Source organism: Aquimarina sp. U1-2 (genome assembly GCF_017897595.1).
Classification (GTDB): Bacteria; Bacteroidota; Bacteroidia; order Flavobacteriales; family Flavobacteriaceae; genus Aquimarina.
This window is the reverse complement of sequence record NZ_JAGKIK010000006.1, coordinates 13,006-34,112: the sequence shown is the minus strand read 5'-3', so window position 1 is coordinate 34,112 and position 21,107 is coordinate 13,006. Positions and strand designations below refer to the sequence as shown.

General features: G+C 35.4%; 17 protein-coding genes and 1 riboswitch. Of the genes, 9 read left to right on the top strand and 8 right to left on the bottom strand.

Translation table 11 applies throughout. The features are described 5' to 3' along the window. Nucleotides 1-152: 152 nt before the first annotated feature. The 3 genes from J8281_RS09550 to J8281_RS09540 form a co-directional block, all read right to left on the bottom strand. The gene (locus tag J8281_RS09550) at nucleotides 153-1,427 is read right to left on the bottom strand and encodes an amidohydrolase family protein (RefSeq protein ID WP_210197393.1); all 1,275 of its coding nucleotides are present in this window, start codon (nucleotides 1,425-1,427) and stop codon (nucleotides 153-155) included. A 77-nt stretch (nucleotides 1,428-1,504) separates the two neighbouring features. After that, nucleotides 1,505-4,402 carry a DEAD/DEAH box helicase gene (locus J8281_RS09545; RefSeq protein WP_210197392.1) on the bottom strand — a complete coding sequence of 966 codons (2,898 nt, stop codon included), beginning with the start codon at nucleotides 4,400-4,402 and terminating at the stop codon, nucleotides 1,505-1,507. A gap of 307 nt (nucleotides 4,403-4,709) precedes the next feature. After that, nucleotides 4,710-5,882 carry a DegT/DnrJ/EryC1/StrS aminotransferase family protein gene (locus tag J8281_RS09540; RefSeq protein WP_210197391.1) on the bottom strand — a complete coding sequence of 391 codons (1,173 nt, stop codon included), beginning with the start codon at nucleotides 5,880-5,882 and terminating at the stop codon, nucleotides 4,710-4,712. Nucleotides 5,883-5,990: 108 nt separating this feature from the next. Between J8281_RS09540 and J8281_RS09535 the strand changes: the two genes are divergently transcribed. Next, complete coding sequence (locus tag J8281_RS09535; protein WP_210197390.1) at nucleotides 5,991-7,241, top strand: 3-deoxy-D-manno-octulosonic acid transferase; 1,251 nt, start codon at nucleotides 5,991-5,993, stop codon at nucleotides 7,239-7,241. A 45-nt stretch (nucleotides 7,242-7,286) separates the two neighbouring features. Here the strand turns inward: J8281_RS09535 and J8281_RS09530 are convergent, their stop codons facing one another. The 3 genes from J8281_RS09530 to J8281_RS09520 all read right to left on the bottom strand — a co-directional run bounded on the left by J8281_RS09530 (nucleotide 7,287) and on the right by J8281_RS09520 (nucleotide 9,347). Then, nucleotides 7,287-7,943: a DUF2461 domain-containing protein gene (locus tag J8281_RS09530; RefSeq protein ID WP_210197389.1), complete on the bottom strand. Its 657-nt coding sequence runs from the start codon at nucleotides 7,941-7,943 to the stop codon at nucleotides 7,287-7,289. A 116-nt stretch (nucleotides 7,944-8,059) separates the two neighbouring features. Further along, nucleotides 8,060-8,674 carry a deoxynucleoside kinase gene (locus tag J8281_RS09525; RefSeq protein WP_210197388.1) on the bottom strand — a complete coding sequence of 205 codons (615 nt, stop codon included), beginning with the start codon at nucleotides 8,672-8,674 and terminating at the stop codon, nucleotides 8,060-8,062. 262 nt (nucleotides 8,675-8,936) lie between these two features. Continuing rightward, on the bottom strand, nucleotides 8,937-9,347 hold the full coding sequence (locus J8281_RS09520; RefSeq protein WP_210197387.1) for a DoxX family membrane protein: 411 nt from the start codon (nucleotides 9,345-9,347) through the stop codon (nucleotides 8,937-8,939). Nucleotides 9,348-9,599: 252 nt separating this feature from the next. Here J8281_RS09520 and J8281_RS09515 point away from each other — a divergent pair, with 252 nt between their 5' ends. After that, entirely contained in the window at nucleotides 9,600-10,790 is a 1,191-nt protein-coding gene (locus tag J8281_RS09515; RefSeq protein WP_210197386.1) for a heparan-alpha-glucosaminide N-acetyltransferase domain-containing protein, read from the top strand. A 64-nt stretch (nucleotides 10,791-10,854) separates the two neighbouring features. On the opposite strand, the gene J8281_RS09510 is transcribed toward J8281_RS09515, so the two are convergent. Further along, nucleotides 10,855-11,223, bottom strand: a complete 369-nt coding sequence (locus tag J8281_RS09510; RefSeq protein ID WP_210197385.1) for a hypothetical protein — start codon at nucleotides 11,221-11,223, stop codon at nucleotides 10,855-10,857. A gap of 387 nt (nucleotides 11,224-11,610) precedes the next feature. Continuing rightward, a complete protein-coding gene (gene metK, locus J8281_RS09505) occupies nucleotides 11,611-12,867 on the bottom strand; it encodes a methionine adenosyltransferase (RefSeq protein WP_210197384.1) in 1,257 nt (418 codons plus the stop codon). Between the two features lie 336 nt (nucleotides 12,868-13,203). After that, nucleotides 13,204-13,319, top strand: a riboswitch (SAM riboswitch). Between the two features lie 170 nt (nucleotides 13,320-13,489). On the opposite strand from metK, the gene J8281_RS09500 reads away from it, so the two are divergent. The 7 genes from J8281_RS09500 (at nucleotide 13,490) to J8281_RS09475 (ending at nucleotide 21,104) form a co-directional block, all read left to right on the top strand. Further along, complete coding sequence (locus J8281_RS09500; protein ID WP_210197383.1) at nucleotides 13,490-14,779, top strand: O-acetylhomoserine aminocarboxypropyltransferase/cysteine synthase family protein; 1,290 nt, start codon at nucleotides 13,490-13,492, stop codon at nucleotides 14,777-14,779. 27 nt (nucleotides 14,780-14,806) lie between these two features. Next, nucleotides 14,807-15,769 (top strand): alpha/beta fold hydrolase, encoded by a 963-nt coding sequence (locus J8281_RS19675; protein WP_246849061.1) that lies wholly within the window; start codon nucleotides 14,807-14,809, stop codon nucleotides 15,767-15,769. A 21-nt stretch (nucleotides 15,770-15,790) separates the two neighbouring features. Then, nucleotides 15,791-18,223, top strand: coding sequence for a bifunctional aspartate kinase/homoserine dehydrogenase I (gene thrA / locus J8281_RS09495; protein WP_246849060.1), 2,433 nt, complete (start codon nucleotides 15,791-15,793; stop codon nucleotides 18,221-18,223). 114 nt (nucleotides 18,224-18,337) lie between these two features. Next, nucleotides 18,338-18,763: an OsmC family protein gene (locus J8281_RS09490; RefSeq protein WP_210197382.1), complete on the top strand. Its 426-nt coding sequence runs from the start codon at nucleotides 18,338-18,340 to the stop codon at nucleotides 18,761-18,763. Beyond that, nucleotides 18,760-19,938, top strand: a complete 1,179-nt coding sequence (locus tag J8281_RS09485) for a PLP-dependent aspartate aminotransferase family protein (protein ID WP_210197381.1) — start codon at nucleotides 18,760-18,762, stop codon at nucleotides 19,936-19,938. The genes J8281_RS09490 and J8281_RS09485 overlap by 4 nt, the downstream gene beginning before the upstream one ends. A 190-nt stretch (nucleotides 19,939-20,128) precedes the next feature. Next, nucleotides 20,129-20,395, top strand: coding sequence for a DUF2061 domain-containing protein (locus tag J8281_RS09480; protein WP_210197380.1), 267 nt, complete (start codon nucleotides 20,129-20,131; stop codon nucleotides 20,393-20,395). Nucleotides 20,396-20,474: 79 nt separating this feature from the next. Beyond that, the gene (locus J8281_RS09475; protein ID WP_210197379.1) at nucleotides 20,475-21,104 is read left to right on the top strand and encodes a phosphoadenosine phosphosulfate reductase family protein; all 630 of its coding nucleotides are present in this window, start codon (nucleotides 20,475-20,477) and stop codon (nucleotides 21,102-21,104) included. Nucleotides 21,105-21,107 lie beyond the last annotated feature (3 nt).

The following is a 21,107-nucleotide window of genomic DNA, read 5'->3' as shown; positions in this document are numbered from 1 at the left end:
TCTACTGCGATCGACCAGACATTAAAGTTAATGTTATGATGTATAGCGGATATTCAAATAATTGAATATGCAATAGCTATGTTTGTGCAAAATTTTGTATCTGATTTAGCTTCTGTCACTTCGGTTACGAGTTGTCGTACGGATTTAGATTATTATTGCTTAAAGATCTTCCCATTTTTCATTACAAAAACTATGTTTTCCATGGTTTTAATATTTTTTAAGGGATCATCGTTTACAGCGATTATATCAGCAAGAAATCCGCTAGCAATTTGTCCAAGTTGATCTTCCATCTTCAAAATTTTAGCATTAGTGAGTGTTGCACTTTGTAACACGGCCATAGCGGGCATTCCAGCTTCTACCATATATCCAAATTCTTTGCCATTTTGCCCGTGCTCAAATACGCCTGCATCGGTACCAAAGGCAATACCTACACCGCGATCATAGGCTTTTTTAAATGTATTTTGAATTTTCGGTCCGATCTCCAAAGCCTTGGGCACTATAATAGCAGGATAGTATCCATCTATTTCTGCTTTTTCAGTCACTTCTTTTCCGGCAGTGATAGTGGGTACCAGATATGCATCATATTGTTTCATCATCTCCATTGTTTTTTCACTCATCAGGGTGCCATGTTCTATGGTTTTCACTCCGCCCAGAATGGCTCGCTGCATACCCTCGTCACCATGCGCATGGGCCGCCACATGAAACCCATAATCCTTGGCAGTTTCGCAAATAGCCTTGATTTCTTCTACAGTAAATTGTGGGTTAGAACTGCTTTTGGCAACGCTCAAAACACCACCTGTAGCAGTTATTTTAATAAGATCGGCTCCATTTTTATAGCGTTGCCTTACTGCTTTTTTTGCATCTTCAATACTATTTACAACTCCATCTTTAGGCCCGGGATCTCCGATCAACTCTCTATTACTGCCATTGGTAGGGTCTGCATGCCCACCGGTAGTGGCGAGCGCTTTTCCTGCAGTAAATACACGAGGGCCAATAATACGCCCCTTTGCAATTGCTTTTTTTAAGGATATATTAACTCCGCTTCCGCCAAGATCTCGAACTGTAGTGAAACCGGCCATTAACGTTTTTTCGGCAAATCCAACAGCATCAAAGGCTACATCAGCTTCACTATCTGTATATTGTTGCAAATAAGCTTTAGGGTTTGTCTCGCTCTCAAGATGTACATGCATATCTATTAAACCGGGCATTACGGTTTTGTTTTTGAGGTCGATAGTAGTATCATCTTTTTTGCCTGAAACATAACCATCCTGAATTTTGATAATTTTATTTTCTGAAACTATGACTGTTTTTTCTGTAAGAATTTTACCGGATTTAGTATCTACTAGTTTTCCGCATTGTAAAAAGATATCTTGGGCATTCATAGTACTGCAAAAAAGCATTACTAAGGTAGCGAGTATGTATTTCATTTGAATATTTGAGTATTATGAGTTATGTATGCTAAATATAGCTTAATTGGGCGAGTTACCAAAAAGGATGCTATTAACTATCCAAGTAAAGTAGTCAAATCTTTTTCTATATATTTTGGCATCTTGTTTATGTCGATTATTTCATCAGACAGGTCCTGTTTCTTTTCTTGCAATTGTATGATTTTTTCTTCGATGGTATTTTTTGAAATAAAACGAGTTACGGTTACTGGATGTGTTTGCCCAATACGATGGGATCTGGCAATAGCCTGTTTTTCAACAAAGGGATTCCACCACGGATCTAATAAAATTACATACGAGGCCTTAGTGAGATTTAACCCAACACCACCTGCTTTTAGAGAAATAAAAAATAGGGGAATTGTATCATCTTCTTGAAACCTATTTACAATCTGCTCGCGATCTATACTTTTTGTTTGTCCGGTTAGGGATACAAAATTCACTTTTTTAGTGGTGCACCATTGTTCGTATAATTTGAGATGCGACACGAAAGAACTAAACAGTAAGACTTTTTTATTTGATTTTAAAAGCGTTTCGAGATAAAAAGTCACATCTTCAAACTTTCCAGAATGATTTGCTGTATCCGGGGTTATTAGCTTAGGATGATTTGCTAGTTGGCGAAGCTTAGTAAGCGTATTTATAATCTTAATTTTATTAGTACCGACATTATCCAAGCCTAAAAGCAGATTTCTGGCAGCAGATTTTTCAGCTTCATACAGTTTTGCCTGCTCCGGAAGCATTTTTGTATACACAATCTGCTCAGATAATTTGGGTAGATCCTTGGCAACCTGCTCTTTAGTTCGCCTTAGTATAAAAGGTTCGATAAGGGTTTTTAGCTCTTTTGTGCGCTCTTCGTTCTGATGTTTTTCTATCGGAATTTTAAAATGTTCTTTAAAAAATGAAAAACTACCTAGAATTCCAGGATTAATAAATTGCATCTGCGACCATAAGTCTGACAATGAATTTTCTATAGGTGTACCGCTAAGTGATATTTTATGTACCGCATTTATTTCATTGATATATTGAAAAATCTTCGAATCTTTATTTTTAATCTGCTGACTTTCATCTATGATCAAATATGTAAAATTTATCTTTTTTAAGATTGAGATATCACGAGATACTAGTGCATACGTGGTTAAAACAATATCATACGATTCTAGATACACCGAAATCTTTTTTCGATCTGAACCTACGTACTTTACTACCGAAAAATGAGGTGCAAATTTTAGAATTTCCTGCGCCCAGTTAAATATCAAAGAAGAAGGTAGTACTATTAGTGCTTTAAGACATGTTTTTACTGCCAAAGGATCACTAAACAAATCCAGCTCTATTGTATGAGTTTCACTCGAAACCTGTTCAATCTGTTCTTTAGCATATATCAACATTGCTATGGTTTGCAACGTTTTTCCTAATCCCATATCATCTGCCAAACAGGCTCCAAGTTGATTGTTGTAGTGTTGTACCAGCCATTGTACCCCTGCAATCTGATAGGGTCGAAGTGTTGCCTTAAGCCGGGTTGATGGTGTATAGGTTGTGTTTACTGTATTTTCTGGAAGGATTTCTTCTGAAGAGACGATCTCTTTTAATAAGGTATAATTATTTTTGTTGAGAAGAATACTATAGTCTTTAACCTTACCAAAATTGGCGAGTTTTTTATACCGTGACATCCATTCTAACGGAATGATAAAAACGCGTTGCTTACCTAATGGGAAAAGTCGATCGTTTCTTTTAATATAAGGGACAAATTTTGAAAAGGGAATCTTTTTGCTACCAATAGTAACAGTTCCATGCAGATCGAACCAGTCGTTTTCTTGTCGATTTTGAATCGTAATTTGATGCGGTGACAGGTCGATACTTTTAGTATTGAGTTGAGGTAATTTGATGGCGAACTTCTCGTTACGTAGTTGATCTTGATAAGTTATAAGCCATTCAAAGATTTCAAACGGATCTTCTGTAGCTACTTTTTCTAACATCAGACTAGGAGTAAGCTGAAGACCTTTGGTGATCAAAAGATTAATAATTTCTTCTTCAGCTTTTGGATTACGTTTTGTTTGAATGATCTCGATTTGATCTTCATTTTCATAAACAATAGTAGAAGAAGTTGTTTTAGGACTGTGATAATCAAAAATAACATTAGTATAGCTAAAGCTAACTTTTGCAATATACTTTTGCTGCGTAAAATCGTGAATAATTTCCAGACAGTATGCGGTAATAGTTTGATGTGTATTAATTTTGAAGCCCTTGGCAGTTACATTCACATTTTTAAGTACCGGAATAATAACTTTTTCCAAATACGTATTGATGTGTTTCTTCGGAATAGTGATTTTTTCTTTATTAAAAAAGGGCTTTAATTTATTGGCATTTAAATGGTTAATTTGAAATAAGGTTTGATCCAAAATTATCCAAGAAGGTTCATTAAGCAAGATGGCAATCTCATGTTCTTTTGGAATAATAGTTTTATTTTCAGTATCCAACGTAAAAGCATATTCTATTCCTACCGCTGTCTTTGTGAACGCTAGTTTGGGTTCGAGTAATTTATAAGTGATAGCAAGCCGAGCGCCTTGGATAGGATCTTTTTTTTGAGCGAGATAGGTTATTGGATATTCATGAGTGCGTATTAGTGCATAAAACGTTGCTAATTTTTTACTTATAAAAGATAAAATAACCTTTTTTGTTTGTTGATCTTGTAATAATCTTAAAAGATCTATAGACTTTCCTTTTTTGATAACAAATCGTTGTGCAAGCGCATTTGGTCTTAACATTGCACAAATATCGAGAAGCTCTTGATGGGGTGAATCTTCGATGGATATCTCAAAGCTTTTGAGAGTATTAGGAATAGCTTGCTTTTGAATATAACCTAAACCTATTTCTGTGTTTGAAACTATTAACGCTTCTGGCAGGAGAGGTATTTCTGAAAATTGATGCCGATACAGATTGTAACAGATACAGTACGAATTCATTATGGTTAGAATAGTTAATTTCTGCAGCGTTTACAGCATATTTTTTTTGGCACCGCCAAAAGGGTATAATGCCCCAAAGGCTTGCCACAAAATTGAAAAATTATTTTCACGAAAGCCTCGTGGACTTGCCCCCGAGGTAGTTTACTAAGGTTAGAAACGTAACTAATTTGCAAATGGTATATGACTGCTTTTTAAATCTTAGTAGTGAAGATTAAATGCCTTTATATGAACTCTTTTCTTCATCACTTAACATTTTGGTAGTTACGGCTAAGCAAACATCATACGGTAAGCATATTCGTATGCAGTATTAATCGTCTTTTATAAAATCGATAACAGTATTGGTAATAAACTCGATTTGTTCATCATCTAATTCTGTATGCATAGGTAGCGAAATTACTTCTTGTACCAATTGATTGGTAATCGAAAAGTCAGCCTCATTATATCGATCATGTGTATAGGCTTTTTGACTGTGTAGCGGAATGGGATAATAGACTCCGCAAGGAATTCCCTGATTATTCAAGTGAGTCACCAAATTATCACGTTTTCCATTGGTAACGCGTAAAGTATATTGATGAAATACATGGCAATCACAGGTTTCGCAAATCGTACTTTTATCGGTACGGCATTGGTTACCTTTTACTTGCGGTGTTATGATATGGTCGATACCTTGAAATGCTTTGTTGTATTTTCTGGCAGCCGTTCTTCTGGCGTTATTATACTGATCGAGTTTAGGTAATTTTGCACGCAAAACAGTAGCTTGGATGGCATCCAAACGTGAATTAACACCTACTACATCATGATGGTATCTTTTATACATACCGTGATTTACAATGCCTCGAATTGTGTGAGCCAGATCATCATCATTGGTGAATATAGCTCCGCCATCACCATAACATCCCAGGTTTTTTGAAGGAAAAAATGAAGTTGAAGCTACATGACCAATAGCACCCGTTTTTTGTGTTTTTTGATTCTTAAACTGATAATTTGCCCCAATGCCCTGGGCATTATCTTCAATAACATATAAATTGTGTTCTTCGGCAATCGCAAGTATGGCATCCATATTGGCACTTTGACCAAATAAATGAACAGGTACAATGGCTTTGGTATTAGGTGTAATGGCTTTTTTTATGGCTTCTGGGTCAATATTGAACGAATCGAGTTCAACATCGACTAATACAGGAGTCAATTGTAACAACGCAATAACTTCTACTGTAGCCGCAAACGTAAAATCAGCCGTGATAACTTCATCTCCGCGTTTTAAACCCAATCCCATCATAGCGATCTGTAGCGCATCTGTACCATTGGCACAAGGGATTACATGCTTTACATCTAGATATTCTTCTAATTCTTTTTGGAAGCTATGTACCTCGGGACCGTTAATGAAAGCGGTAGAATGAATGACCTCGAGTATTGATGCATCTATTTGTTCTTTTATTTGCTCATATTGACCTTTAAGGTCGACCATTTGTATTTTCTTCATAAACGTACATTCGTTGTAACTTCACGAAAGTACGAAATATAGATACTTCTGTCAATGCAATTTTAAACAAAAGAAACGTATTTTAGCAGTTCTTAAACATCATGGCCTTTGAATTTTCTATACAATAGCATTATTTCAATTTTTGATCGCGTTCTCCCAATGATCAAGTGGATATCGCCAAAACTAAAATTATTCGCAAACGGAAGAAGGGATAGTTTCTCTGTATTAGAGACCGAAATTATTTCTGATGAGCGCTATATTTGGTTTCATTGCGCATCTTTAGGCGAGTACGAGCAGGGTGTTCCGGTAATGGAAGCCTTAAAAGAGAAGTATCCACACTATAAGATTCTAATTACTTTTTTCTCACCATCTGGATATGAGGTGAAAAAGAATAGTTCTCTCGCCGATGTTATGGTGTATCTACCCGTGGATACCAAGAAAAATGTAGAGCGATTTATAGATGTAGTACAACCCGAAATCGCCATTTTTATAAAATATGAATTTTGGCCTAATTATTTAAAAACCCTTGATGCTAACTATATCCCTACTATATTTATTTCGGTATCGTTTAGAGAGGATCAGGTCTTTTTTAAAGGATATGGAGAGTTTATGCGTGAAGCACTAAAGACGGTTCATCACTTTTTTGTGCAGGATGAACAATCAAAAAAGCTAGCAGAACTATTAGGACTTAACAATGTAACCTTAAGTGGGGATACGCGTTTTGATCGCGTTTCTCGTCAAATTGAAATGGATAATCAAGTGGATTTTATTTCAGAATTTGTTAACGATCGACTTTGTGTGGTCTTGGGTAGCACATGGCCAGAAGATGAACAAATTTTTGTGTCGTTTATCAATACAGCACCCGATCATGTGTGCTTTATTATCGCACCCCACGAATGTAAGAGTAGTGCAATGCAGGCATTACTACAAAAAGTTAAGAAAAAAACAGTATTGTATTCTGAAAAGGCTAAAAAAAACCTGCAACACTATGATGTATTTGTAATGAATACTGTGGGCTATTTGTCGCGTGTTTACAGTTACGGAGACATTGCATATGTAGGCGGTGCTATGGGTACAGGGGGGTTACACAATATTCTTGAACCAGCAACATTTGGAATTCCCATAGTGATCGGAAAGAATTTTGACAAGTTTAGAGAAGCGCAGCAACTGCAAAAGCTTGCGGGATTATTTTCAGTGTCTACTGCTGAAGAATTTACTGCAATACTTAATACCTTAGTCGAGGATAAAAAGCTTAGAGAAAAAACCGGAATGATCTCAGGACATTTTATCAACAGCAATACAGGAGCTACTCAAAAAATCCTTAATTATTTAGAAACAAATTTTCTTACCGATTTTTAATGCAAAAACCGGGTTTAACCTATTTAGCTACTTGTTTTGTAGGGCTCAAACAGATACGGCCTGATTTAAATACCGTCTAAACGGAAGCATTTCTTTGTAAATTTCGATCACTTTTTGATCAAAATCATCTTGCATTACTTCTCGTTGGGTAAGTTGATGTTCTACTGCAAAAGTTTTGTGGCGCAATAGGTCTATATGCTCATGATCTGCAGAAAATCCTTTTGGCGCATTTGTAAGTTTTTCGTCGGTTTCTACTAGTTTTCCAAACACTTTTTTGAAGCTCTTTTTATGTAGTATTTTTAGTAATTCTTCACCATTATAATCAATGGCATCTCGAATACTGTTTAGAATTTTAGAGTTAGGTTTCCAATATCCGCCTGCGATAAAAGATTCATTCGTGCCCAAATGAATGTAGAAATCCCCTTGTTTACTTTTTTGATCTAGTCCCGCACCAAAATGATCCTTATACGTGGGCTTATTGGGATGGTACAGAAGATTATTATTGATTCGATTAATTGCTTTTTTTCCGGGAGTATCATGATATTCAGCATCTATTTCAGAGAGTTGAGCATTCATTTTATCCAACCAATCTATGTACCAATCTCTCACTTCGTGATATTTTTTTCGATGGGTATCCATCCATTCTTTGTGATTGTTGTTTTGTAAATCTCTAAGAAAGTCGTATAGTTTATAAAAGCTCATTTTTTTAGCTGTAAAATACTACAACTCTGTAGTACCAGATGTGAAATTGAATGGTTTTATGAAAAGATTATCAATTGTTACGAATGTACATATATATACATATGCCTTACAATTTTCTAGAAAAGTCCGTTTAACTCGGCATCAATGCGATTAATAATAGTACCGAGATCTTCTGGGTGATCAACAAAGTTAACATGGTCTACATCGACAATAAGAAGATTACCTTTGTCATAATCATGAGCCCAGGCTTCATAGCGTTCGTTGAGTCTGCTTAAATAATCAATACTAATAGTATTTTCATATTCTCGTCCGCGTTTATGGATTTGAGCCACCAGGTTAGGAATGCTACTTCTAAGGTAAATCAATAAATCAGGCCCTTCTACTACATCTTCCATAAGATCAAAAAGTGACCGATAATTTTCAAAATCCCGATTGGTCATTAATCCCATAGCATGAAGATTGGGTGCAAAAATGTAGGCATCCTCATAAATGGTTCTATCTTGTATGATATCCTTTCCGCTTTTGCGAATCTCAAGAATTTGTCTAAATCGACTATTCAAAAAGTAAATTTGAAGATTGAACGACCAGCGCTCCATTTTGTTATAAAAATCTTCTAGATAAGGATTTTCCAGTACATCTTCAAAATGTGCCTCCCACTTGTAATGTTTAGCAAGCAATCGGGTCAATGTGGTTTTTCCTGCACCGATATTTCCAGCTATAGCTACATGCATATTCGATTGTTTTTTTGGGGGGAATTTAAGTTAGGGAGTAAATATAGTGGATTTTATGAGGAACTAGAAAAGGATTGGTAAGAATTTGAAAGATTCAAACGCTGCAAGGCTTGCCTTAAAATAAATATTAAGTGCGAACCACATATTACAGTCCTGACTTGGGGCCCCCATTCACCTAAATACCGGATCGGATATTAGTATAAAAATAATAAAAACAAAAAAAGATGCCGTTTAGAGCATCTTTTTGTCGTTTTGGTGACTGCTATTGAGATTTGAGCAGATCCTTATATTGATCCTTGTAAATATAAAGCATCAAAATATTGAGTCCCAAAAATACCACACCAATGTACCAGTGTTTGATATCTAGTTTGAGGTGATATAAAAATGCGTTAACAGATACACTCATTAAAATCACCATCATTAAAGGAACAAACCTATTGGCAAGTAAGGCTATTCCTGCACAGATTTCAACAATAGCGACCAACATCATAGTTTTGGATGATACTAAAACTCTTAAAAAACTTCCGGCAATTTTTGTGGAAGGAGCAGGGGGATCCATAAAGTAAAATAATTTATTGCATCCAAAGAATAGAATGGCCAAGCCAAAAACTATTCTGATTCCCAAGACAACTTTCGGATTCATAGATTGATATTTAGGTTGTTTATACTTCATAGGTAACGTTTTAATAGTTAAGAAATTGTTAGAGCGAAAAGGATTAAAAATCAAATTTAGAAGGTAAAAACCTTATAAATTAACAGTAGTAAGGGTTACAAGGATAATTTCTTAAGTAAAATCTTACAGAAATTGATATACACTAATTGATGTACAATCCATAAAAAATAGTTTAAAAAAAACTACTTTTGTCGGGTCATACGAGCAATATAGAAGTTTTGTATTCGTTTGAATGATAACATGTTAATAATCATGAATAAGCCCGTGAAAAGACTGTATTTTTTGGATGCTATACGAGCGTTTGCCATCATTATGATGTTGCAAGGTCATTTTGTACATGCACTTTTAGGGGATAATTTTCGGGTCGAGAGTAATACTTTTTATACGATCTGGGCGTATTTTAGAGGAGTTACGGCCCCGCTATTTTTTACAATTACCGGGTTTGTTTTTACGTATTTATTAGTTAGACAACAACACTCTGGTTTTGAAAATCCAAGAGTTTTAAAGGGGATACGAAGAGCAATAAAAGTGATATTTTGGGGATATCTGTTACGCTTGAGTTTCTTTGCGGTTTTCGAAGGAACATTAAATCCTTCTTTTTTCTACGTTGATGTTTTGCAGTGTATAGGCACTTCACTTTTATTATTGATAGGCCTGTATTTGATGATACATCGTTATCATATACAGTCATTTCAATATATATTATTAGTACTGGGGCTGGCTATTTTTATTTTACAACCAGTCTATGATCAATTCATGCTTTCGTTTTTACCACAAACGATAAGTAATTATTTTACGTCTAAAAATGGATCAATTTTTACGTTATTCCCATGGTTTGGTTATGTAAGTTTAGGAGGGTTTATAGGGATGTTGTTTTTCAAATATAAAGAGCACCCTAAATTGTATCGTTATGCAATTTTAGCACTTTCGGTGGTGGGTATATTCTTGATATTCTATTCATCCAAAGTATTTATGATGTTACATACCACCACAGGTTTTCAAATTTTCAAATCTGTAGCTTATAATAACTTTTTATTCATTCGATTGGGGAATGTATGTATTCTTTTTGCTTTTTTTATTAGTATTAGAAATCATATCTCACATTCTTTAATAACCAAGATAGGAAGCCAAACACTTTCCATTTATATCGTGCATTTTTTTGTATTATACGGTAGTTGGTTTGGATTAGGACTTAGTCGATTTTTCTACCACAATTTATCTTTGATAGAGACTATAATTGGTGCTATTCTATTCGTGATTGCGATTTGTACTTTGGTGTTGTATTATGACCAGTACAAAAAATCAATAAAATCTAAATTATATAAAAGATTGGGTTCTTTACAAGAAGTTATGCGACCTCACATATTAAAAACAAGCTTTGAACTTAAAAATCAGATGATTAAAAAATATCATAAGTATAGAACTGCAAAAAAATCACGATAATTTATACCAGTATTTTCAAGTTAATTGAAAAAATCTGCAACCGGTTCACAAGAAAAATAGAACATTACCAACTCGATAAACGTGATTTTGTAGTTTGTATAGGCGTATCAATGAAAATGGTATCTACCGTTTTGTACGTATGAATACTATTTTCAACTTTTGTAAATCTTTTTTTGTTTTTAGAAAGTTGCCTTTTGATTTTTCTCCATTCTTTTTTGCTGAAAAATGCTTTGTCTTTTTTTGATATGTTTTCTAAAGAGGTTCTTAAAACTAACCTGTCAGCCGTAGCGACTTCATTAGAATTATATTTCTCTTTTTGAATTTTGTCGTCAATAGTTTTTACTGAAGTAAGGTCATTTTTAAAATCCTGACCAAAAGAAGAAATACTACTCATACATAAAAACGAGACTATACATAAAAAACCTAATTTCATTTCCCTAAAATTTTTGATATGTGTACAATTTTATTGGCACCGCCAAAGAGTATAATACCCCAAGGCTTGCCTCGAAATTGAAAAATTGTTTTTAACGAATACCCTTTAAAGCTACCCCAAGGTAGTTTACTCGATCTCTTTACAATACTATGCAAAAAATAGTACTTTCATTTCGTAAAAAACAACAAATCAGTTTCTTAAAACACTAATACGTTTCCCCGATAAGATACATTATGTATCTGAATATTAGTATTGTAAAAATAAGGATAATAGATGACTTGAAGCTACGGAAAAACCTCATTTTTTCGAGGTATTCCTCAAAAATCGACATACAGTTTATAATATCGGATAAACTGAAGATAAAGCACAATAAGCGATGCTTTAATTCTAAAGTTTAAAAGCACTTTTTACTTTATCGACAAAGTCTAATTTTTCCCAAGTGAAAAGCTCTACTTCTTTTTCTATTTTTCCAGAGTACGGACTCTCGAATACTTTGGTAATCGTTTTCGGCTCCTTACCCATATGTCCGTAAGCAGCAGTTTCAAGATATATAGGATTCCGTAATTTGAGCCTTTTTTCGATTGCTGCTGGTCGCATATCAAAAATTTCGCCTACTTTTTCAGCAATTTCACCATCGGTCAAATTAAGTGAGCTGGTACCATAAGTATCTACAAAAATTGAAGTAGGTTCTACAACACCTATAGCATACGAAACCTGAACAAGCACTTCGTTCGCAACACCTGCTGCAACCAGGTTTTTTGCAATATGCCTAGAAGCATACGCTGCCGACCGATCTACTTTACTTGGGTCTTTTCCTGAAAATGCTCCTCCGCCATGGGCACCTTTTCCTCCATACGTATCTACGATAATTTTTCTCCCGGTAAGACCAGTGTCACCATGTGGACCTCCAATTACAAATTTTCCAGTAGGATTAATATGGTACAATATATCCTCATTAAATAATTGCTGAACATATTCTGGTAATTGTGCAACAACCCTAGGGATTAAAATTGAAATAATATCTTTTTTGATTTTACTTAACATTACTTCGTCATTACTATCAAAATCATCATGTTGGGTAGACACCACTATGGCAACTATTCGTTGTGGAATATTATCATCGCTATACTCAATAGTAACCTGACTTTTAGAATCAGGACGTAAGTATTCGATTTCTTTGCCCTCGCGCCTCAACTTGGCAAGTTCGATAAGAATCTTGTGTGATATATCTAATGCCAAGGGCATAAAGTTGGCTGTTTCTTTAGTGGCATATCCAAACATCATTCCTTGATCCCCGGCCCCTTGTTCTTCTTTTGTTTCACGATCTACTCCCTGGTTAATGTCTTGGGATTGCTCGTGAATTAAGGATATTACTCCGCAAGAATCACCACTAAATTGATAAGAGCCTTCAGTATATCCTATGTTGTTAATCACAGCTCTAGCAATGTTTTGAACATCGAGATATGTTTGAGACTTTACTTCTCCGGCCAGAACAACCTGCCCCGTCGTTACCAGTGTTTCACAGGCTACTTTAGAGTCGGGGTCAAAAGCTAAGAAATTGTCTAATAATGCATCACTAATTTGATCTGCTACTTTATCTGGGTGTCCTTCAGAAACACTTTCCGAAGTAAATAAATATGCCATTCTTTATCGTTTTGTTATACAGGAAGAAATGATAAGACGACGTTGATTTTCGATAAGTATTTTGTATCGAACTGCTTTAGCATTTTTGTTGTATTGGTAACTATTCCAAATATAACAGTAGAGCAGGGTTGCAATCAGTCAAATCTATCCCTAAAAAATATTTTGGCAAAGGTAAAAAAAATGAGCATACACAAAAGGATTTAACGTTTGATTAATTCTCTAAACACAGATCTAAAAAATTATTGAGCAGATCAGCATCTTAATTTTTTTACCCAAAAAACATTGTGGTTCAAAAAATAATAGTAGTTTTGCTTCAAGTTTCTTATACATTTTGGACAGTTATTAAGAAAGGTGGAGGGAGTAGACCCTATGAAACCTTAGCAACCCTTTATAGTTTTTATAGTTAAAGAAGGTGCTAAATTCTATCCCGGTATACTGGGAAAAGATAACTCCAACGCAATTACTTTCTCGTAATTGTAGTTTTCTTTCTTTTTAATTTTCTGAGCACACAAATAGATAACGTAGTGTTTGATGTATTTGAATTTTAAATATTTTGAGACATTGTCTTAAGATTTCAAATCAATCTGTATGCTGTAAGCAACCAGAACCTAAAAAGAGAAATATGAGTACTAAAAAATTTGCAACTGAAGCTTTACATGCGGGACATGATGTCTCCTCAAATGGTGGAACTCGAGCTATTCCGATTTATCAAACTACGTCTTATGTTTTTAAAGACGCTGATCATGCAGCCAACTTATTTAATCTATCAGAAACAGGCTATATTTACACACGTCTAAACAATCCAACAAACGATATATTAGAGCAACGTTTAGCAGCTTTGGAAGGTGGTATAGCCGCAGTAGTTACTGCTTCGGGAACGGCGGCGATCAATACTACATTGCTTACATTATTAAAATCTGGAGACCATATTGTAGCATCAAGTAGTCTTTATGGCGGAACCTACAATCTTTTAAATGTAACATTGCCCAGGTTTGGAATCACAACAACTTTTGTAGATCCTTCTAATGCCACCAATTTTAAAAATGCAGTACAGGAAAACACTCGAGTATTTTTTGTTGAATCTTTAGGAAACCCTAAACTCGATGTGCTAGATCTTAAAGCAATAGCTGCTGAAGCTAAGACACACAAACTTCCTTTAATTGTAGATAATACAGTGGCAACACCAGCATTGCTAAATCCTATAACATATGGGGCAAACATTGTAATCCATTCGCTTACCAAATACATTAGCGGTAACGGAACTTCTTTAGGCGGAGTAGTTATCGACGCAGGGACTTTTGATTGGTCAAGTGGAAAGTTTCCAGAGTTTACAGAGCCTTCGGCAGGGTATCATGGTCTGGTGTATCATGAGGCTTTGGGTCCTGCGGCTTTTATTGCCAAAGTGCGAATCGAAGGTTTACGTGATCATGGGGCAGCGTTGAGCCCTTTTAATGCATTTCAGATTTTACAAGGGTTAGAAACACTCGATATTAGAATCAAAAAGCACAGTGAAAACGCCTTAGAACTTGCAAAATGGTTAGAACAACAACATGAGGTGAACTGGGTTAAGTATCCCGGATTAGAAAATGACACGTATCACATTTTGGCTAAAGAGTATTTGCCAAAAGGGCAAAGCGGTATTATTACATTTGGAGTTAAGGGCGGATTTGATGCTGCAAAAACCATAGCCAATGAAACTGCTATTTTTTCATTATTGGCAAATATAGGAGATTCAAAATCATTGATTATACACCCGGCCAGTACGACTCATCAACAACTTACCGACGAGCAGCAAGTGTCTACAGGGGTTACCCAGGATTTAATTCGATTGTCTGTAGGCTTAGAAGATGTAGAAGATCTTAAGAACGATTTAGCATTGGCTTTTTCAAAGGTTCGGGAAACGGTAAAGTAATCCAAAAGTAATATAGAAACTGCCATTATGCTTCAACGTATATCTATTTCTAACTTTACGACGATAGAAGGTGCCCATGTAGAAGATATTTCTTTAACCTATGAAATCTTTGGAAAACCTTTGTTCGAAGCGCCAATTGTATTGGTAAATCATGCGTTAACTGGCAATTCTAAGGTTTGTGGTGAAAGAGGATGGTGGAATAGTCTTATTGGTAAAGAAAAATGTATTGATACAGACCAATATACCGTTCTCGCATTTAATATACCGGGTAATGGATATGGCGAAGCTAAAACACAGGTGTTTGAGAATTATAAAATATTTAAAGCACGAGATATAGCTCATATTTTTTTAAAAGGATTAGAAACGTTAAATATTAAAAAACTGTTCGCTGTTATAGGAGGGTCGTTAGGAGGAGGAATTGCCTGGGAATTGGCAGCATTACGTCCTGATTTTATAGAACATCTGATTCCGATAGCTTGTGATTGGAAAGCTACAGATTGGTTAAAAGCCAATTGTTTGATACAAGAGCAACTGCTTTTAAACTCAAAAAACCCCGTACATGATGCCAGATTACATGCAATGATACTATATAGATCTCCAGAGTCGTTTAGCGCCAGGTTTAAGAGAAGTTATAACCATGAGCAAAATATGTTTAATATTGAAAGTTGGCTTCTACATCATGGAGAAAAACTGGATGCTCGATTCGAATTATCAGCTTACAAACAACTTAATTACATATTAGCTAATATTGATATAACCTATAAACGTGGAGGTTTTTTGGACGTTGTCAAAAACATAACATCAAACATACATTTAATAAGTGTCAATTCTGATATATTCTTCACGCTTACCGAAGATCGTATCACATACACTACACTTAAGGAGGTGAAGCAAAATGTAACCCATGGGATAATCGATTCCATTCACGGGCATGATGCATTTTTAATTGAATATGAACAATTGAATAGGTTACTAAAAGATGTTTTTTAGAAGTGAATTAAAAGTAATTTGATGAAAATTTTAAAATTCGGTGGTAAATCACTAGCAGATGTCAAAGCTGTGCAAACGGTCGTAAAAATTATTCGAGACAAAGTGCAAAATGGCGAACAACTTGCCGTTGTGCTTTCTGCTCGAGGAAGTACTACCAATCAATTGGAGGAGATTCTAGAAAAAGCGAGCAGTAACGAAGATTTTATTCACGTATTCGAAGCGTTTAAAAAGTCACAAGCTCAAGATTTTCCTAATATACAGTTTGATGAGGAGTACCAAATCTTAGAAAAACTTTTTGAAGGAGTATCACTATTAGGAGATTATAGTAAACGAATCAAAGATCAAGTACTATCCCAGGGAGAAGTAATTTCAGCTAAATTATTAACTCAGTTGCTTCAGGAACAAAATATTACAGCGAAGTATACCGATAGCAGAACGCTTATTAAGACCGATGGAGAGTTTGGTAACGCACAACCTCTACATACGCTATCAAAAGATAATGTAATACAGCATTTTCAAAAATATAATGGGGTAACTGTGAATGTCGTTACCGGCTTTATTGCTTCAAATACCAAAAATGAAACCACTACTTTGGGAAGAAACGGAAGTAATTACACTGCATCGTTGCTTGCGAATTATTTAGATGCCGAAGAACTTCAGAATTATACGCATGTTGATGGGATTTATACCGCAGATCCAGACCTTGTGGCGGGTGCCAGAAAAATTGAAAAACTATCCTTCAGTGAAGCTAACGAATTAGCCCATTTTGGAGCGAATATTTTACATGCTAAAACCATCATCCCTCTGATAGAAAAAAATATTCCGCTTAGAATATTAAATACGTTTGATCCATCGGGTCAAGGTACTTTAATCACTTCGCAAGCAAGTAAAAAGGGAATACGGTCACTTTCCGTTCTTGATAATATAGCTCTAATTAGTCTAGAAGGTCGAGGGCTTTTGGGTAAAGTAGGTGTAGACGCCAGAATTTTTAGTGCATTGGCTCATAAAAATATAAGTATAAGCATCATCTCCCAAGGTTCTTCAGAAAGAGGTATCAGTTTTATAGTCGATGTCGATAAAGCAACCAAGGCAAAATCTGTTTTACAGCAAGAGTTCGCTATTGACTTCGATCAACAGGATATGAGTACGATCTCTATCGAACAGGATGTAGCAGTATTATCGATCATCGGGCAAGAATTAAGTACATTTCATAAGCCATACAATGCATTGATCAGAAATCAAATCGTTCCCCTATTATTCAATAATACAGTAAGTGGTAAAAACGTGAGCTTGGTGATTAAGAAAAAACAATTACATAAGGCCTTACATGTAATACACGGTGAAATTTTTGAGATTTCAAAAACTATTAATCTGGCTATATTTGGTCATGGATTGGTTGGGGGAACACTTATAGACCAAATTTTGCAGTCGGCACGACAAATTGAGAAAAGAAAAAAAATTCGCCTGAATATCTTCGCTATTGCGAATTCAAAAAAAGTATGGCTACAAAAAGATAGTCCGGGGATAGATTGGAAAGAAGAAATGAAAAACCAAGGGAAACCGTACACAATCGAAGATATTATCCAGTTTGCCACTGATCATCACCTGGAAAACCTAATTGCCATTGATAATACGGCTAGTGAAAGTTTTACTCAAAACTACATCCATTTGATAGAAAACGGATTTGATTTGGTATCATCAAACAAAGTAGCCAATACATTGCGTTTTGATTTTTATAAAGAACTAAGACAAAAACTAGATGAAAATCAAAAACAATATCTATATGAAACTAATGTAGGAGCAGGTTTACCCTTAATCGATACCATCAAATTACTCCATTTGTCTGGCGAAAACATCACTAGAATTAAAGGAATTTTTTCGGGATCTTTGAGTTATTTGTTTAACACATTTTCTGCTGAAGAACGACAATTTAGCGAAGTATTGCAAGAAGCTATTGATAACGGATTTACAGAGCCAGATCCCAGAGAAGACCTTTGTGGTAATGATGTAGCTAGAAAATTATTAATTTTAGCTCGGGAGTTAGATTTGTGTAACGAGTTTGAAGATGTAACTATTGAAAATTTAATTCCGGAAAACTTAAGAGAGGGACAAACTGCTTTATTTTTAGAACGATTATCAGAGTTAGATACGACATATCAAAAAAGTAAAGAAGCGCAAAAGCCGGGTTACGTTTTACGATACATTGGCGATCTTTGGGGGGATTTATCACAAGAGAAAGGAAATCTTGATGTAAAGTTGGTTTCTGTTCCCGAAAGTAGCGCGTTAGGACAAGTAAAAGGATCAGACTCAATCTTCGAAATTTATACCGAGTCGTATGGAGATCAACCCATTGTAATACAGGGTGCAGGTGCTGGAGCAGCAGTAACCGCAAGAGGAGTTTTTGGTGATATTTTGCGATTGGCAAGTCCCCTAACTCCCAAAGGAAGCATATAGGGGTCTTGTTTGTAAAGAGATATAATGATAATTTATAACTAGTGTTTAATTTAAAATAAACCCTGTTTAGTTGCTCTCCTCTTTTTTTGGGAGAGGAGCCGGGGGTAAGGGCATATGAAAGTACAATTAAAAAGAATAGACAACGATTTTCACTTTGAATTAAAAAACGAAAGAGGCCATATTACACATATTGATAGCAAGGCAGAAGTAGGCGGACATGATTTAGCCCCGAGCCCGATGGAGTATGTGTTGATGGGGGTAGCAGGCTGCAGTGCTATTGATGTAATTTCAATTTTAAAAAAACAGAAACAACAGATTACAGATTACCGGGCAGAAGTTGATGGTACAAGAGTCGAAATTGATGGCGCAAAACCTTTTAAAGAAATTGATGTCACGGTGTTTTTAGAAGGAGATATTGCACCTGAAAAAGCGAAAAGAGCAGCACAATTGTCTTTTGAAAAATATTGTTCGGTTTCTAAAACACTCGAACCAACCGCTCAAATTAGCTATAAAGTGGTGGTAAATAATGAAGAAGTATGACCAAACAGAATAACCATTTCGAAACGAATGCAGTAAGAACGCAAACCGAAAAGACACAGTTTTCAGAGCATTCGACACCCCTATATCTAACGTCGGGTTTTGTTTTTGAAGATGCCGAAGAGATGAGAGCAGCCTTTGCCGAAGAAAAAGAACGTAATCTTTACAGTCGGTTTAGCAATCCAAACACTACCGAGTTTGTGGATAAAATATGCAAGCTCGAAGGAGCAGAAGATGGTTATGCTTTTGCTACCGGAATGGCTGCGGTTTTTTCGACTTTTGCTGCACTCTTAAACGCGGGAGATCATATAGTTTCTGCACGATCTGTCTTTGGCTCTACACATACCTTGTTTACTAAGTATTTTCCAAAATGGAATATTGAAACCAGTTATTTCAAAGTAGATGAGGTCGAAAAAATTGAAAGCTTAATTAGGCCTAGTACCAAAATAATTTATGCAGAATCTCCAACAAATCCCGGAGTTGACGTATTAGATCTTGAGTTGTTGGGTGAAATTGCAAAAAAACACGACCTGCTTTTGGTGATAGATAATTGTTTTGCAACGCCATATCTACAAAACCCCATAACCTTTGGAGCTGATTTGGTGATTCATTCTGCAACCAAATTAATCGATGGTCAAGGAAGAGTCTTAGGAGGGGTAACGGTGGGTAAAAAAGAATTGATTCGAGAGATTTATTTGTTTTCCCGTAACACAGGACCAGCATTATCTTCTTTTAACGCCTGGGTGTTGTCAAAAAGTTTGGAAACCTTGGCAGTAAGAGTAGACCGTCATTGTGAGAACGCTCTAAAACTTGCTAGTTTTTTAGAAGCCCACCCTAAAGTAAATTGGGTTAAATACCCATTTTTAAAATCTCATCCACAATATGAGGTTGCCAAAAAACAGATGAAGTTAGGGGGTAATATCGTTGCTTTTGAAGTAAAAGGTGGTGTCGAAGCAGGAAAAACCTTCTTTGATAGCATAAAAATGTGCTCGCTTTCTGCCAATCTTGGTGATACAAGAACAATCGTAACACACCCGGCTTCTACGACGCATAGCAAATTAGTGGATAAGGATAAGCAAGCGGTTGGAATTACCAATGGAATGGTGAGATGCTCTGTAGGATTAGAACATATTGAGGATATTATTAAAGATATTGATCAGGCTTTAAAAAGTATTTAGTAAAAGAAAAGCGGTTGAGTTTTTATATAGGCATTAATAATCTACTAAGTTAATAGGGTAATTGTTGATAATATCATAATTTTTGTTTTAAAAACGCGTTTTTATTATGAATCATAGGATTACTTCGGATATTAATCATACATTTGTTTAATAATCTACTAATCCGATAGGGTAATAGAATTTATAAATTATGATTGTAGATCAAATGATATTAGATAAAGTAGCGACTCAGAAGACATCTTATACAACCGATAAATCTTCTGAAAAACCCTTGCGTAGTATAGCAAAGGCAATAAGCTGGAGGATAATAGGAACGCTGGATACACTAGTAGTTTCTTATTTGCTTACTGGCGAAATTGTATTAGCTACTTCAATAGCATCTATTGATTTTGTAACCAAAATGATTCTTTATTTCTTTCATGAAAGAATTTGGAATCGAATTAAGTGGGGAAAATGACACATAATGTCTTCCTGAATTTGTTTCAGGATCTCATCAGTAAGGGAAGAAATTTGCGAATAGAAAAAGAAAAATAAGTGTGGTCTTAACTGAAAAAGAAATTAAAGATTTAAATGCATCGCTAAAAGATAAAAGTCCTTTAGAAATTGCTCAATGGGCAGTTTTAAATGCTAAAAAACCTGTAGTTACAACAAATTTCAGACCTTATGAAGCCGCGATTTTGAATGTATGTTCAAAAGCATTGTCAGATATTCCTGTAATATGGTGTGATTCTGGATATAATACGCCTAATACGTATAAACATGCTGAAGAGGTGATAGGATTATTAAACCTGAATATTAAACTATATGTACCAAAACAAACAACAGCGCATAGAGATGTAATCATGGGTATTCCTGATATCGATGATCCTATGCATAAAGTGTTTACCGAGCAAGTAAAATTGGAACCCTTTAAAAGGGCTATGGTTGAGTATACTCCTGATGTATGGTTTACCAATCTTAGAAAGGGGCAAACGGCACTTAGAGATTCTTTAGATATTTTAAGTATGGGTAAAGATGGAGTTTTAAAAGTGAGTCCGTTCTACTATTACTCAGATGCAGAACTTGATGTCTATCTATCTGAAAACAATTTGCCTAACGAATTTAAATATTTTGACCCGACCAAGGTTTTAGAAAATAGAGAATGCGGGTTGCACACCAACTCATAAATG

Excerpts from the sequence above, each read along its gene's own strand:
- J8281_RS09550 (WP_210197393.1), bottom strand. The coding sequence starts at position 1,427 with ATGAAATACATACTCGCTACCTTAGTAATGCTTTTTTGCAGTACTATG.
- J8281_RS09545 (WP_210197392.1), bottom strand. The coding sequence starts at position 4,402 with ATGAATTCGTACTGTATCTGTTACAATCTGTATCGGCATCAATTTTCA.
- J8281_RS09540 (WP_210197391.1), bottom strand. The coding sequence starts at position 5,882 with ATGAAGAAAATACAAATGGTCGACCTTAAAGGTCAATATGAGCAAATA.
- J8281_RS09530 (WP_210197389.1), bottom strand. The coding sequence starts at position 7,943 with ATGAGCTTTTATAAACTATACGACTTTCTTAGAGATTTACAAAACAAC.
- J8281_RS09525 (WP_210197388.1), bottom strand. The coding sequence starts at position 8,674 with ATGCATGTAGCTATAGCTGGAAATATCGGTGCAGGAAAAACCACATTG.
- J8281_RS09520 (WP_210197387.1), bottom strand. The coding sequence starts at position 9,347 with ATGAAGTATAAACAACCTAAATATCAATCTATGAATCCGAAAGTTGTC.
- J8281_RS09515 (WP_210197386.1), top strand. The coding sequence starts at position 9,600 with ATGAATAAGCCCGTGAAAAGACTGTATTTTTTGGATGCTATACGAGCG.
- J8281_RS09510 (WP_210197385.1), bottom strand. The coding sequence starts at position 11,223 with ATGAAATTAGGTTTTTTATGTATAGTCTCGTTTTTATGTATGAGTAGT.
- metK (WP_210197384.1), bottom strand. The coding sequence starts at position 12,867 with ATGGCATATTTATTTACTTCGGAAAGTGTTTCTGAAGGACACCCAGAT.
- J8281_RS09500 (WP_210197383.1), top strand. The coding sequence starts at position 13,490 with ATGAGTACTAAAAAATTTGCAACTGAAGCTTTACATGCGGGACATGAT.
- J8281_RS19675 (WP_246849061.1), top strand. The coding sequence starts at position 14,807 with ATGCTTCAACGTATATCTATTTCTAACTTTACGACGATAGAAGGTGCC.
- thrA (WP_246849060.1), top strand. The coding sequence starts at position 15,791 with ATGAAAATTTTAAAATTCGGTGGTAAATCACTAGCAGATGTCAAAGCT.
- J8281_RS09490 (WP_210197382.1), top strand. The coding sequence starts at position 18,338 with ATGAAAGTACAATTAAAAAGAATAGACAACGATTTTCACTTTGAATTA.
- J8281_RS09485 (WP_210197381.1), top strand. The coding sequence starts at position 18,760 with ATGACCAAACAGAATAACCATTTCGAAACGAATGCAGTAAGAACGCAA.
- J8281_RS09480 (WP_210197380.1), top strand. The coding sequence starts at position 20,129 with ATGATTGTAGATCAAATGATATTAGATAAAGTAGCGACTCAGAAGACA.